The sequence below is a fragment of the Pseudomonas sp. P1_F7 genome (assembly GCF_056405655.1).
Genome location: NZ_JBFUBR010000002.1, coordinates 130,061 through 142,995 on the forward strand (window position 1 = coordinate 130,061; position 12,935 = coordinate 142,995).

Here is a 12,935-nt window from a genome sequence, read left to right on the forward strand (position 1 = left end):
CTGTAACGACCGTGATTTACGTTTTTTTCGCGCAGCGACGCCCACGGTCAGAACGCCATTGCGCTACCGGAAAAAGGTTTCTTCAGAGGATGGTTTTTTTGCGTGTCGCCCGGCTATCGGGCGACGGGTGTTCGCATCTGCGCAGCAGAAACCGTGCGTCGCCGGCCCACGGTCAACCAACAGGCCAGCGCCGGCAGCAACAGGACGGCACCGAATACATTGACCAGGAACATGAAGGCCAGCAGCAGGCCCATGTCCGCCTGAAACTTGAGAGGGGAAAAGGCCCAGGTCGCCACGCCAATCGACATGGTCACGGCGGTGAACACCGCGGCAGTGCCACGCTGACGGAAGGCTTCATAAAAGGCCGTGCGCAAATCCACCCCTGCCCGTTCGAGCTGATGCTCGACCCGTTCGAACAGATAGATCCCATAGTCCACCCCGACCCCGACGCCCAGGGCCACCACCGGCAACGTCGCCACTTTCAGGCCGATCCCCAACACGGCCATCAAGGCATTGCACAGCACCGATACCACGGCCAGCGGCGCGATGATGCACAGCACCGCCTTCCAGGAGCGAAAGGTCAAAAAGCACATCAGGGTGATTGCACTGAAGATCGCCACGAGCATTTCCACTTCGGCTTTTTCGACGGCTTCATTGGTGGCGGCCATCACCCCGGCGTTGCCGCCTGCCAGCTTGAAGGCCTGGTCGATGCGCAACCCGGTACTGGCTTCGTCGTGCGCTTGCAGGGCGATGTAGCGCTTGATCTCCCGGGTCAGGTGGGCAAGCGTCGCACCCTCGTGGTTTTGGGTGTAGATCAACACCTGCATGGCCGAACAACCCTGAGTGTTCATGCCCATGTCCGGGTTGTACGCCTCGGCACCTTGTTGCAGGGCCTGGCTGCTGCGCGGCAAGGCCGACCATCGCGGATTGCCTTCGTTGTTGGCGGCGATGCCGACCTTGGCCAGGTCCGGCACACTGACCACTGACTGCACACCCGGCACGCCGCGCAGGAAGGTGGCGAACCTGTCCACTGCGTTCATCACGTCGTAGTGCAGGCAGGCGTCATCGCCAGCGAACTGCTTCGCTTCGACCACCACCGTCAGCACATCAACGCCAATCGCGTAGTGGTCGACGATACTGTGGCTGTCGACGTTGTACCGGGAGCCGTCGCGCAATTCCGGCGCTCCGCTACCGATGTCCCCGACCACCAGTTTGCGCGACTCGACAATGCCCACCGCCAACAAGCTCAGGGACACACCGATCACCAACAGCGCCGGCCCCGGCCGGGTCACGGCGGAGAGCGCCCACCAGAGCCGATGGCGCCCGCCCGCGGCAACCCTGGCACTCCGCGCAGAATCCTCCAGGCGCATGTTCGACAACAGGATCGGCAGCATCATCTTGTTGGTGACGATCATCAGCAACACGCCCAGGCAAGCCATGATCCCCAGCTCACGGACGCTGTCGATCTGAATGCGCATGATCACTGCAAACCCCAGGGCGTTGGCCAACAAGGCCAGGGCACCGGGTACGAAGATGCGCCGGAAGCAGGTGTGGGCGGCCGTCAGCGAATCGGCACCGGCCAGCACTTCAAGTTTCCAGGCGTTGGTCATCTGCACGGCATGGGAAACACCAATGGAAAAGATCAGGAACGGCACCAGAATCGACATCGGATCGATGCCAAAGCCAATCAATGGCAACAACCCGAGCAACCAGATCACTGGCAGCAGTGCCACCGTTAGCGCCAGCAAGGTCAAGCGCAGGGAACGACAGTAGAAAAACAGCAACACCGTGGTGATCACAAAGGCCACCAGGAAGAAGGCTAAGACACTGGACAGGCCGGTGATGATGTCGCCGATCAGTACCGGAAAACCGATGACGTTGACCTCGATCTGCTCGCTGGCGTACTTGTCGCGGATTTTGTCCAGGGCGGCGGCGACTTCGGCGTAATCCACCTTGCGCCCGGTTTGCGGATTGATTTCCTGCAAATCGGCACGTATCAGGGCGCCCTTCAAATCGTTCTGCACCAGGCGGCCGATCACCCCGGATCGCGCTACGTTGCGTCGCACCACGTCCAGGTCCGCCGGGCTGGCGCTGAAACGTGCCGGTACTACCACATCGCCGTAGAAGCCCTGTTCGGTCACTTCGACATAGCGAGTGTCCGGGGTGAACAAGGACGACACCCGAGTACGCTCGACCCCCGGGATGAAAAACACCTCATCGCTTGCCGCATGCAGCGTCTTGAGGAACACCGGGTTGTAGATGTCACCCTCGCCTTTCCAGCGCAGGTTGAACAACACCCGGTTGGCCCCCGGAAACGCGTCCAGGTACTGGACGAATGTCTGCATGTAAGGGTGTTGCAGGGGAATCATTTTGTAGAACCCCGGGTCGAGCTTGATCCGTGTTGCCATGCCGGCAAACACCACGGTCAAGACGACAAACAGCGGCAGCAACCAGCGTCGGTGAGCCATCAAAAGGTCGGCGCAACGGTCGATCAGCAGCGTTTTATTGTTATTCATGAGAGTGCTCGCATCCGTCACTGATTCGACGTTGCCAAGGGTGGATTTTCGAATGCCATGCCCTGCTGCCCGGTGTAAATCAGGCGCCCGTCAGCGGTCTCGCCGACACTGGAGAAACTGAGCCCGCCACCGGCGTGCAGCAACTGGAAGGTTTCGCCGCGATCGACTGAAACGATGACCACACCGCCCTCCCCGACCAGCACCACACGGCCATCGCGGGTCAGCGTGCCGCCGTATAGCGCCCGTTCCGTGCCCGACTCGATCGCTGTCCAGGACTGACCAAAGTCAGTGCTGCGAAACACCTTGCCGCGCATGCCATAGGCTAGCCAGTGGTTGCCCGACAAGGCCATCAGACCGAACAGGCTGCCCGTGTAAAAACCGCTCAGGCGGGTCCAGTGCTGACCGCCATCGGTGGAGCGCGCGGCCAGGCCGCTTTCGCCGACCAGCATCATCCTGTCGGGACCGGCACCGGCTACGCCGTACAGATGCCGATCGCCCAAACCGACGTTGCGCTTTTGCCAGGTCTGGCCCTGGTCGGTCGATACGAGGAAGTCGCCAAAACTGCCAACGGCAAAGAACGGACCGGCGGGATTTCCCCAGACACTCATCAAGGCATTACCGGTTTCGCCGTCGAAGTTGGTTTCCTTCCAGCTTTGGCCGGCGTCGTCACTGCGCAGGATCCAGCCATCGTGTCCGACCGCCAGGACCAGCGCCTGGTTGGCAGAGAACACCTGGGTCAGGGTCGAACCGCGTTGCGGGCTGACGGTTGCCTCGTCCCACTGCCGGCCTGCATCCGGGCTGACGAACAGGTGGCCCAACTCGCCGGCGGCCACCAGGTTGGCGCCCGCTTGAGCCACGCCGTTGATCAACATCTGCTGCGGTTGTGCCTGGGTCGGTGGCGCCACCGGGATGGGGCGAGGCAGAAACGAGGCGACCGAACCCGCGGCCACCATGCCAACCAGACACAGGCCCAGCCAGGTTCGCGATTGGCCGCACCGGCCACCGACGTTCAGCTCGACCGGGGTTTGCCGGTTGCTGACCGGCACACGGCATTGCTGTTCACTGCCCATTCCTGCTGCTCCTACTGGCTGTTCGATTGACACCAGTAGAGCCGCGCCGCGCAGGGCCGACCATCGTCCGATTAGACGATGGTTTCGGCTAGCCGCTGTTGGTATTCGCGCGATAGCGGCTGGGGGCTTGTCCGGTCCAATCCTGGAACGCGCGGCGAAACGCCGCCTCGCTGCTGAAGCCCAGATGATCGGCGATCCGGTTGATGGTCCAGTCGGTGTCGCGCAGGCAGCGCTGCGCCGTCTCGCACAGACACAGCCGGCGCAGTTGCTGGTAGCTGACACCTTCGGCCGCCAGGTGGCGGCGCAAGGTCGGCTCGCTGAACCCCAGCGCCGTGGCGATCGCGCCCAGGGTCGGCAGTTCCTGCGCGTGGCCCAGCGCCGCCTCGAGAAACCCGCGAACCTGTTGCGTCACAGACACCACGCTGGGTGCGGCGCCGACCAGGCGAAAGGGAAAGTCCACCAGGAACGCGCCCAGCTCCACAGGCTGGCGGATGACCCGACGCGTGAGCAGGCTGGCCTCGAAGCTGAAGCCATAAGTGCGTTTGCCGACCGCGACCGGCGCGTCGAACAGGCCGAGAAAGGGCATGGCGTCTTCGCGCTTGGGATGCGCGAGAAACACGCTGTCCACCTGCAGGGTGTTGCCGGTCAGCCAGGCGAACAACTGCAAGTAGCAGAACAGCCCGGTCAGGTCGACCAGGCAGGCGGCGGAGCTGCGTGTGCGGCGCAGCGAGTCCATGTGAAAAACGGCTTTTTCACCGCGTCGCTCCAGGCTCAGTTTGCCGGCACGGGGCAGCAACATTGCACAGAATTCGGCGGCGCAATCGATCGCCTCGCCGAGGGTGCCGCAACTGAGCAGGCAACGGCACATCAGGTCGACTTCCTGCTTGCGCATCGGTGGATGGCTCTCGCCCTTGGCCACCTGGGCTTCGAGCTGTTCGATGGCCTCGCGAAACAGCTTCACGAAGCCGTCGGCCGAGAGCGCCCGGTCGGCCCCGCGCTTGCGGGCGCCGGGCAGGCTATTGCGCTGCAATTCATCAAGCAATCGAGTGCTCAGCCCATGGGGTACACGAACGGCCTGTGGTGATCGCAAAACCATCGTCCAACTCTCAAATTGATCGGTGTAGTAGCGGTTACTGATTGAACCGGTGACGGTGCTGCAAAAAAGCCTGTGAATTAATGGCGTCCGACCCAAACGAATCATCGGAGCGCTCAAAGAATGACTTTCGCGATTACCCGTTTGCCAGGCCATGCCAGCCTGACGCCGGATCACAGTACAGGCAAGCCATGATCCAGATACTCGACGAAATCCTCCTCGACGCCGAACACCTGCCCACTGTGCTGACCTTGCTGGACCAGCGTTACCTGCCCAATGCAGGCCCCCGTGGGCTGACGTTGCTACAGCGCTGGGTCTCGCCACCCGTTGCTATGCCTGGCGAGCGCAACCGACTCTGGTTGCTGTGGCAAGTGCCCGACGTGTGGGGCTACTACGGCATGCGCCTGGGCGCCGGCGCCGAAGTGCCGGAGTTCTGGGCCGCCGTGAACAAACTCAGCGAGCATCGAAAGCGGCATGTGTTGGGCGATGCCGATCAGCCGTTGGCCAGACCCGAGGTACCACAGCATGTGGAATGAAACCGTGCAGCTTTACCTCAACCCCGGCATCGCGCCCGAGGCGCTGCAGGATGAATTGCAGCATCACCTGAAACACTTGCCCGGCCTCAGCCATTTCAATCTGGGCCGCAACCTTGAAGGCAGCTGGGGCGCTGGCGACTTCACCCTGGACTTGTCCTTTGTCAGCGATGCATACCAGACCAGTACCGCCAATGGCCTCACGCAATTGCCCGCCCTTGCACGCGTCGACCGCCTGGCTTACCGGCGAATCGGCGGCGGCCAGCGTGCCGTGGGCCTGGAAAACGGTATCTGGCGCACCTTGTTGTTTCGAGTACGCCCGGACCAGGACCGCAACCTTGTCGCGGCGCTGGAACAAGACCTGCTGCGTATGCCGGCGTATATCGCGAACATCGGCAACTGGCAGTTGAGCCGCGTTTGCTCGGACAGCGCCTGGACGCACGTCTGGCAGCAGGAGTTCGCCAGCGTCGACGGGCTGTTGGGTGAGTACCTGACCCATCCGTTCCATTGGGGCTGGGTCGATCGCTGGTTCGATCCGGAGTTTCCCGAATGGACCGTGGAAACGATTGCCCATGCCTTCTGTGCGCAGACAACCAGCCTCCTGACACAGCCTATTAATAGAAAGGCATTGCGATGACTCGGGCATCGCAGCGTCGCGGCCCTACTACCCTTTTTTATAAAACGACTCCAGAGAGAGGTACAACGATGCGCGCAGTAGTGATAGATCGCCTGGGAAGTTCCGAGGTATTGCAGCTGTCCCGAGTCCCGCGGCCCGAGCCAGGGCCTGGAGAAGTGTTGATTCGTGTCCATTGCGCAGGCGTCAATCCGGCGGACTGGAAATGTCGCCAAGGCTATCTCAGCCATTTCATCACCTACACCTTTCCTTTTGTCCTGGGCTTCGACCTGGCCGGGACAGTCGTGGAAACCGGTGAAGGGGTTTCCGGTTTTCCCGAGGGCACACGGGTTTTTGCCCAGAGTGATGTCGGTGCCGGAAAGTGGGGATCCTATGCCGAGTTCGTCAGTGTTTCCCAGGACTCGGTGGTGCAAATGCCCGATAGCCTCAACTTCGCCCAGGCGGCGGCGGTGCCGACGCCCGCATTGGCGGCCTGGGCCGGACTGTTCGAGGATGGCGGCCTGGAAAAAGGTCAGAAGGTATTGATTCATGGTGGTGGCGGAGCCGTCGGCAACTTCGCGATCCAGTTCGCGAAAGTCGCTGGAGCGCAGGTCGCGGCAACCTGTGGTGCCACCAATCGCAGCTACGTCGAGTCCCTGGGGTGTGAACTCAGCATCGACTACCGCACACAGGATATTCTTGCCGCCACTCGCCAGTGGTCTGCTGACGGCGTGGATCTGGTGCTCGATTGCGTCGGGTGCGGGAGTTTGCCTGACAGCCTGGACCTGCTGCGGCCGGGGGGCATGCTGGTCTCGATATTGACGCTGGCCGAAGGAGATACAGGCCCGGATCACGTTGGCGCAGCACAACGTGGCCTGCGTACTGCGGTGACCTACAGCAAGATGCCCAGCGGTGCGCCACTCGGCAGAATCGCCGCCTTGCTGACAAGCGGCCGGGTCCAGCCGCCACGCATTGAAGTTCTGCCGCTGGAACACGCAGCAATAGCCCATGACCGGCTCCAGAGTGGCAACGCCAAAGTGAAGCTGGTTTTGCAGGTTGCAGAATAAGGAAGGGTTTCTCTGCAGGGTGCACCTCGGATATCCGGGGCCACTCACTTGACTCGGTACGACTTACTCCCTGTCTTTCGTCGACCGAATGAGATTGCCCCGTAACTTCACAATGGCCTTCTGCATTTGTACGAAGTCGTCGGGGTCAAGACCGGTTTGCGGGAAGCCGTCTTCGGAGAGGCCTTCACGCAGTTTTCGCCCCTCTTTGGTGAGATTGATCCGCACCTGGCGTTCGTCTTCCGGGTCGCGCTGGCGCAGCAAATAACCCATCGCTTCCAGCTTCTTCAGGATCGGCGTGAGGGTATTGGATTCGAGAAACAGCTTTTCGCCGAGGCTGCCAACGGTCTGGTTGTCCTCCTCCCACAGCGCAACCAGGGTGATGTATTGCGTATAGGTCAGGCCGAGCCGCTCAAGCATCGGCTTGTAGGCTTTGCCGAAGGCCAGGTTGGCTGAATAGACCGCAAAACACAGGAAATCGGAGAGTTTGAGATCCAGGGCGGATGTCTTGTCGGTGTTTTTCATGGACGTTCTCTTTGGCCAGTCTTGCAAGACTGAAACTATACGTCGTACGCGATGGTATCGGAAGTGCGCATAAACACCGACGGGGGGGGGGGGCCGCGCGACATCGTGTGCCAGCCCTGGCACTCGCAGGGTCAGTCGTGCCTGAAGGAAATAGGCCGGACCAGTCTGGCCCAGGTCCACTTCTATGTCGACGGCCATATCCGACGGCAACACAATATTGCGCTCCTGGGCCACCAGCCCCACTGCCGCGGTGTAGCAGGCTGACCAGGCCCCGGCAAACAGTTGCTCGGCTTTCGGGTGCGGCTGGACGGCGGCAAAAACATGGGCCGGTTGGGCGGAACCCGGTGACGACAGTTCGATATCGAGGTTGCCGTTGTGACCGCCAACAGCGCTGCGAGTGGTGTGGGTTTTGCCGGTAGCCAGTACTTTTTCGATTTTGCTCATGGGGATTTCCTCAGGATTTAACATTCATGCGATTTTATCGCATGCGGCATATTTGACATTTAAAAAGACAGCGTTCAGAAATTGGCGTGTGCAATGATCCAGTTGTTGCCGTTTTGGCCATGGGAGGCTTGAGCGGTAGAGATAAACATTTTGCGGCTGCTTCCGGTGTTCATGGCTGAATCTCCAAACGGCAAGGGTTGTTGTTGATTACTGTCGCATTCGACTAGATCGCATGCGATAGATGAATCCTCAACCAAAGCCCCTATGATGTCAAAGCTTATTTTATGCCTTGGCGATGAGCGGTAGACGCGAGGTCAACTCCGCTACCCTCCCCCTTGCCGAAAGGATGATCGGATTCCACCGTCCGGCCCTTCGGGGACCTCTGGTTACGCCCTTCGGATCGCTTTCACGCAGGACGATCAACTCTTTGGCGCTAAGATGAAATGGACGTATTTCACTCGAAAAAAAACCGGCCAATCGAGCCGGTTTTCTTTGACTTCCTGATACCCACACGCACAAAAAACCCCCTCGCCAGGAGGGGGTCTGATGTTTCAAAGGATCAAACGGTTTTACCCGTCTTTACCTGGATTTTCGTCAGCTCAGCGCAGCGCAGGAATTCCCGCGAACAGCCACGTAGTCTCCTGAGCGGACGTTGCCTCGTTGCGATTGCGGGCCCACTGAGTCAACGCCACCATCATCGCAAAGCCGAGCACGATCAACACCGGATACGCCATCAGCAACTCGGTGAGCGAATACTTCCAGGCCAGCGGTCGACCGACACCGAGCATGGCGGCATACAGCCAGGACACGCCCGACAGTGCGCCAGAGAACAGGGCAAACATTCGCACATTGACATGGAGATCAAGCAGCGACCCGGCCTTCAGCATTGCCGGCAATACATAGCGGTGCAACAACATGCCGTTGAACGTCAGCAACAATACAATAATGACTTTGGCTTGAAGTTTCGGATTGGCAAAATAGGTCATGCCTTTATCAAGGTAATCAATACCTATAATCGCAGCGCCAGTCACCCACAAGAATATCAACGCGTTGGCAACAGACTTCTGAAGACTGGCCATATGTTCATTATCGTGTCCCGACGACACACGACCTTTCAGTAAATCCTTGACCATTGCGACATCGCTGGCAAACACCAGACCGATAGCTACGCAGCAAGCCAACAGGTGAACGTACACTACGCCTAAACGCAAAAACTCCATGGATTCTTTCTGGCCGATCAGGCCGATCATTGTATTAATATCCAAGACTACATCTCCACTTATTGCGGCAGTGCAAACTGACCATGCCCCAGGCATGCGAATTAATTAATTAATTAATTGCGCCTACACGATCAAGTTCGCATTGATTGAAGCAACTAAAATAATTGGGTCTTACAAGAGAGAGCGACTCGCCCAGCGAGTCAGTGATGACGGCATACTATCACTCCAGGTCTCAGGTAAAAAAAATCCCCATGTGCATTCCATTCAATGCAGATGAGGTATACGTCCATTTTTCTAGTGAGTGCAGCGGGATCCTAAGGATCCGCCTGCTGGGAAATCAGAGCCCAGCATATCCCGATCGTTCATTTTTTGAGCACAAACATCGACAAACGGTACTGTTTCCAGCACTTGGGGACACTTGCTTCTTTGGCTGAAACCCGCGTCGCTACGCCGCTGAATCGTTTTTTGTTCCACGCCGAAAAAAAAACCGCTTTTGCGCTGAACTTTCGTCGCCAGACCCGACCAATGGCGAAAATTGCCTACCTGTCACCGGCAAGATCGAGTCACCTGCAGTCATCCGAAAACCACTTCGAATCGAGCGCACACTCAGTACTGGCAATACAGCGTCCAGGATCGGAACTGCTACGCTTGAAAAACAGCTTCGACACTTACCAGGATGCCAGTGCACGCGCGCCCCGGGGCTGATGGAACAGTCGCATTACCAGATCCTGTGCCCGAGCGAGTCAGACTTCGTTGAGCAAATGAGTGGACATGCCCCCCCGCAAAAGCAAATCTGCCGAAGGCTTGGCCAAGCCTTCGGACGACACCGGTGACGATTCGGTCTTTCTCTCGCGCAAGGAGCGTCTGTTCGCAGGTGAGCAATTACGCGAACGTCTGCCCCATTCGGCTCACTCCGAATGGAAACCACCGAGCAAACACCGCGACCATATCAAACTCCTCGAAGAGTCCAACCGCTATCGACTGCCCAATCTGGTGCCGCTGCGCTATGGGCGGATCCATGCACTCAGAGAGGAAGAGTGACAAGGTCGATCCTTCGCACATGGGGTCATTCCATGTCAGTCAGCGGGCACGGGAGCCACAAGGACTCCCGTGTCTGGTCAGCAGATGGGGCATACCGGGGATCAGCGCCCTTCCAGCTTTTTCACGACTTCGTCGGTCGTCATCAGACCGTTGGCGATGTAGCGGAAATTGACCAGTGCGCTACCGTATCCGTCGCCGTCAGGCAGCTTCGGGCCGGCGACAGCGTCACGTACGACAACCACCTCGAAACCGCGCTCCAGGAACTCGCGAAGGTGTGATTCGACGCACAGGTTGGAGGCCATGCCGGCAAGGACGATTTTGTCGATCCGCTGCTTGCGCAACTGCAGCATCAGGTCGTTGCTTTGCGGGCCATACAACTTGTGCGGTGAGGCGACGATGGTCTTGCCGTCTTCGATGAAGGGTTTGAACTCCTGCATGAAGTCGGCCCCCGAGTTACGGAAGCCATCCAGCGTCAATGCGCCCTTGCGATCGAAGAGCCCCAGCTTGTGCTGAACGGTTTCCGCCGGCGCCTCAAACTCCCATTTGTGATCGTGGGGATAGTAGTAGTGCGGCGAAATGGCCACCGTCGCTCCGGCCTGCTTGAACGCCGTGAAAAGCCGGTTCAGGTGAGGGACCAGATTTTGCTCCGTAACGCTCTGGCCGAAGACTGACCAGCCCGCACCTTCCGGGCTCATGAAGTCGATCTGCGGGTCAATCACGACCAGCGCGGTTCGACTGGAATCCCATTGAAACGTGGAGGCCGGGAGCGCGGGTTTGGCCGGATCGGCGTAAGGATTCTCGGCGGCGAAGCCAATGCCGGGCGCCATCAGGATAGCCCCCAGCAAGGTGGCGCAGGAGATGAGTCTGGCGGGATGAATTCGGTTGAAGGTCATGTTGCACGTCCGCAATGTGGGGGTGGTGCATTTACGGTACGGCGAGAAGACGGCACGAAATGGACATATATCCCTGGATTTCGGCCGACAAGCTCAGGCACCTTGCATGAGGCGGATGGGCTCGATGCGCCCCGTGACCTTCCAGACAGCAAGCGCATACTATGGCGCCCCATTCAGACCTTGGATGTCCCGTGCATGCAACGTCACATATGCTTCCTGGTTTACCCGGGCTTCGTCTTGCTGGATCTGAGCGGCCCGCTCGAAGCCTTCTCCAACGCCAATCGTGCGCGCGCTTCGGGCTATCGATTCACGGTCGCTTCGCTTGAAGGCGGATTGATCAGCGCTTCGAGCGGACTGCAAGTCGCGACGCAAGCCCTGCAGGTTGTCGACCAGCTCGACACGCTGATCATCGTCGGCGCCCCCACCGCTCCGATCGATGACCGGATGATGCCGATGGCAGCGGCAATACGGCAGATGTCCCCGCGCTCGCGCCGCACTGCCAGCGTCTGTACCGGCGCCTTCCTGCTCGCCGAGAGCGGCCTGCTCGACGGTCGTGTCGCGACCACGCACTGGAACTACGCGCCGCAATTGCAGGCACGCTATCCGGCGCTGCGCGTGGACGGAGATCGTATCTGGACCGAAGACGGCAATGTCTGGACGTCCGCAGGCATGTCGGCTGGCATCGACATGGCCCTGGCGATGATCGAACAGGACCTGGGCAAGGACGTGTCACGCTCCGTCGCGCGCATGCTGGTGGTCTACTATCGGCGACCCGGTGGTCAGTATCAGTTCTCTTCGCTGCTGGATTTCGACCCAGGCTCGGATCGGATCCGCACGGTGCTGAGCCACGTGCGCGATCATCTGCGTGATGACCTGTCAGTTGAACGCCTGGCCGACGTTGCACATATGAGCGTGCGCCAGTTTGGCCGCGTGTTCGCAGCATCGGTCGGGGTGACGCCGGCGAAAGCTATCGAGCGCCTGCGTATCGAGTCGGCACGGCCACTGGTTGAGGACGGGCACCAGACTTTCGAGGAGATCGCCAGGTGCTTCGGATTCGGCGATGCCGATCACATGCTGCGCAGCTTCGTCCGAGTCGTAGGGCGCACGCCACAAGAACTGCGTCGCAGCGCCCGCCAGGCCAAAGGCAATGGGTCCGGGAAAAAAGCTGGACCCATCGCCGGAATAAGCGACGACGCGTACGAACCCCGGATCGGGCTCAAGCCAGCAATTCGGTGATCCACCGGGCCTGGCGCGCGATGTCCTGCACCGTCTCCTCGGGCACTGCCTGCTGCGCCCGGGCCAAGTGGCTCAGGGTCTTGTGCTTCTGGCGCAACTTGCGCTGCCACTTGAGCAGGAACGCCGGACTGCGGGCCTGCATCTGCAACGGGCCGAAATACAGCTCTTGGGCGGTGTAGATCACCGGCCCGGCGCGCTCGGCGACGATGATTTCGTAGTCGAAACGATTTTCCCGCAGCACTTCCTCGCAGAGGATGCGATAGCCATTGTCCATCAGCCATAGGCGCAGTGGCTGCTCGCCGCCGTTGGGTTGCAGGATCAGGCGCTCCTGACCGTTCAGGTACGCCTTGCCGTTGTCGAGGATGTCGCGGATCGTTTCGCCGCCCATACCGCAGATGCTGACCGCCGTGATCCCGTCTCCCGGTTCGATTGCCGCAAGGCCGTTGGCCAGGCGCACGGTGATCTGCGGGTCCAGCTCGTTCTCGCGCACGGTACGTTCGGCCGAACGGAACGGCGTCAACGCCACCTCACCGGCCACCGCCGCTGCGATAGCGCCACGGCGCATCAATGCCACTGGCAGGTAGCCGTGATCCGAGCCGATATCGGCCAGGCGCGCGCCGGCTGGCACATGTGCCGCCACGCGCTCCAGGCGCATGGACAATGTCTGTTCGTTCAACTGCGGCCCCT

General features: G+C 60.0%; 12 protein-coding genes and 1 pseudogene. 5 read left to right on the forward strand and 8 right to left on the reverse strand.

Annotation, left to right across the window (positions count from 1 at the left end; genetic code table 11):
- Positions 1–113: 113 nt before the first annotated feature.
- The 3 genes from AC1D1M_RS02280 to AC1D1M_RS02290 form a co-directional block, all read right to left on the reverse strand.
- Positions 114–2,516, reverse strand: a complete 2,403-nt coding sequence (locus AC1D1M_RS02280) for an efflux RND transporter permease subunit (protein WP_477774331.1) — start codon at positions 2,514–2,516, stop codon at positions 114–116.
- Positions 2,517–2,533: 17 nt separating this feature from the next.
- Positions 2,534–3,586, reverse strand: a complete 1,053-nt coding sequence (locus AC1D1M_RS02285) for a WD40/YVTN/BNR-like repeat-containing protein (RefSeq protein WP_477774332.1) — start codon at positions 3,584–3,586, stop codon at positions 2,534–2,536.
- An 88-nt stretch (positions 3,587–3,674) separates the two neighbouring features.
- The gene (locus AC1D1M_RS02290) at positions 3,675–4,682 is read right to left on the reverse strand and encodes an AraC family transcriptional regulator (RefSeq protein ID WP_477774333.1); all 1,008 of its coding nucleotides are present in this window, start codon (positions 4,680–4,682) and stop codon (positions 3,675–3,677) included.
- A 188-nt stretch (positions 4,683–4,870) separates the two neighbouring features.
- Between AC1D1M_RS02290 and AC1D1M_RS02295 the strand changes: the two genes are divergently transcribed.
- The 3 genes from AC1D1M_RS02295 (at position 4,871) to AC1D1M_RS02305 (ending at position 6,892) form a co-directional block, all read left to right on the forward strand.
- Positions 4,871–5,215, forward strand: a complete 345-nt coding sequence (locus AC1D1M_RS02295) for a hypothetical protein (RefSeq protein WP_477774334.1) — start codon at positions 4,871–4,873, stop codon at positions 5,213–5,215.
- Positions 5,205–5,849, forward strand: a complete 645-nt coding sequence (locus AC1D1M_RS02300) for a Dabb family protein (RefSeq protein WP_477774335.1) — start codon at positions 5,205–5,207, stop codon at positions 5,847–5,849. The genes AC1D1M_RS02295 and AC1D1M_RS02300 overlap by 11 nt, the downstream gene beginning before the upstream one ends.
- Positions 5,850–5,917: 68 nt before the next feature.
- Positions 5,918–6,892 carry an NADP-dependent oxidoreductase gene (locus tag AC1D1M_RS02305; protein ID WP_477774336.1) on the forward strand — a complete coding sequence of 325 codons (975 nt, stop codon included), beginning with the start codon at positions 5,918–5,920 and terminating at the stop codon, positions 6,890–6,892.
- Positions 6,893–6,955: 63 nt separating this feature from the next.
- On the opposite strand, the gene AC1D1M_RS02310 is transcribed toward AC1D1M_RS02305, so the two are convergent.
- The 3 genes and pseudogenes from AC1D1M_RS02310 to AC1D1M_RS02320 form a co-directional block, all read right to left on the reverse strand.
- Positions 6,956–7,414 carry a MarR family winged helix-turn-helix transcriptional regulator gene (locus AC1D1M_RS02310; RefSeq protein ID WP_477774638.1) on the reverse strand — a complete coding sequence of 153 codons (459 nt, stop codon included), beginning with the start codon at positions 7,412–7,414 and terminating at the stop codon, positions 6,956–6,958.
- A gap of 96 nt (positions 7,415–7,510) precedes the next feature.
- Positions 7,511–7,858: pseudogene (locus AC1D1M_RS02315) on the reverse strand (OsmC family protein); the annotation flags it as partial.
- 599 nt (positions 7,859–8,457) lie between these two features.
- Positions 8,458–9,108: a hypothetical protein gene (locus tag AC1D1M_RS02320; protein ID WP_477774639.1), complete on the reverse strand. Its 651-nt coding sequence runs from the start codon at positions 9,106–9,108 to the stop codon at positions 8,458–8,460.
- A 741-nt stretch (positions 9,109–9,849) separates the two neighbouring features.
- Here AC1D1M_RS02320 and AC1D1M_RS02325 point away from each other — a divergent pair.
- Complete coding sequence (locus tag AC1D1M_RS02325) at positions 9,850–10,119, forward strand: hypothetical protein (protein ID WP_477774337.1); 270 nt, start codon at positions 9,850–9,852, stop codon at positions 10,117–10,119.
- A gap of 101 nt (positions 10,120–10,220) precedes the next feature.
- Here AC1D1M_RS02325 and AC1D1M_RS02330 read toward each other — a convergent pair whose 3' ends face one another.
- Positions 10,221–11,012: a cysteine hydrolase family protein gene (locus tag AC1D1M_RS02330; protein WP_477774338.1), complete on the reverse strand. Its 792-nt coding sequence runs from the start codon at positions 11,010–11,012 to the stop codon at positions 10,221–10,223.
- A 195-nt stretch (positions 11,013–11,207) separates the two neighbouring features.
- On the opposite strand from AC1D1M_RS02330, the gene AC1D1M_RS02335 reads away from it, so the two are divergent.
- Positions 11,208–12,248: a GlxA family transcriptional regulator gene (locus AC1D1M_RS02335; protein WP_477774339.1), complete on the forward strand. Its 1,041-nt coding sequence runs from the start codon at positions 11,208–11,210 to the stop codon at positions 12,246–12,248.
- Here the strand turns inward: AC1D1M_RS02335 and AC1D1M_RS02340 are convergent.
- Positions 12,229–12,924: a tRNA (adenine(22)-N(1))-methyltransferase gene (locus AC1D1M_RS02340; protein WP_477774340.1), complete on the reverse strand. Its 696-nt coding sequence runs from the start codon at positions 12,922–12,924 to the stop codon at positions 12,229–12,231. The two genes, AC1D1M_RS02335 and AC1D1M_RS02340, sit on opposite strands and share 20 nt — an antisense overlap.
- Between the last annotated feature and the right edge of the window lie 11 nt (positions 12,925–12,935).

What these genes read in the sequence shown, in the direction of transcription:
- AC1D1M_RS02330 (WP_477774338.1), bottom strand. Translation starts at nt 11,012, where the DNA reads ATGACCTTCAACCGAATTCATCCCGCCAGACTCATCTCCTGCGCCACC.
- AC1D1M_RS02290 (WP_477774333.1), bottom strand. Translation starts at nt 4,682, where the DNA reads ATGGTTTTGCGATCACCACAGGCCGTTCGTGTACCCCATGGGCTGAGC.
- AC1D1M_RS02285 (WP_477774332.1), bottom strand. Translation starts at nt 3,586, where the DNA reads ATGGGCAGTGAACAGCAATGCCGTGTGCCGGTCAGCAACCGGCAAACC.
- AC1D1M_RS02305 (WP_477774336.1), top strand. Translation starts at nt 5,918, where the DNA reads ATGCGCGCAGTAGTGATAGATCGCCTGGGAAGTTCCGAGGTATTGCAG.
- AC1D1M_RS02300 (WP_477774335.1), top strand. Translation starts at nt 5,205, where the DNA reads ATGTGGAATGAAACCGTGCAGCTTTACCTCAACCCCGGCATCGCGCCC.
- AC1D1M_RS02310 (WP_477774638.1), bottom strand. Translation starts at nt 7,414, where the DNA reads ATGAAAAACACCGACAAGACATCCGCCCTGGATCTCAAACTCTCCGAT.
- AC1D1M_RS02335 (WP_477774339.1), top strand. Translation starts at nt 11,208, where the DNA reads ATGCAACGTCACATATGCTTCCTGGTTTACCCGGGCTTCGTCTTGCTG.
- AC1D1M_RS02325 (WP_477774337.1), top strand. Translation starts at nt 9,850, where the DNA reads ATGCCCCCCCGCAAAAGCAAATCTGCCGAAGGCTTGGCCAAGCCTTCG.
- AC1D1M_RS02295 (WP_477774334.1), top strand. Translation starts at nt 4,871, where the DNA reads ATGATCCAGATACTCGACGAAATCCTCCTCGACGCCGAACACCTGCCC.
- AC1D1M_RS02320 (WP_477774639.1), bottom strand. Translation starts at nt 9,108, where the DNA reads ATGATCGGCCTGATCGGCCAGAAAGAATCCATGGAGTTTTTGCGTTTA.
- AC1D1M_RS02280 (WP_477774331.1), bottom strand. Translation starts at nt 2,516, where the DNA reads ATGAATAACAATAAAACGCTGCTGATCGACCGTTGCGCCGACCTTTTG.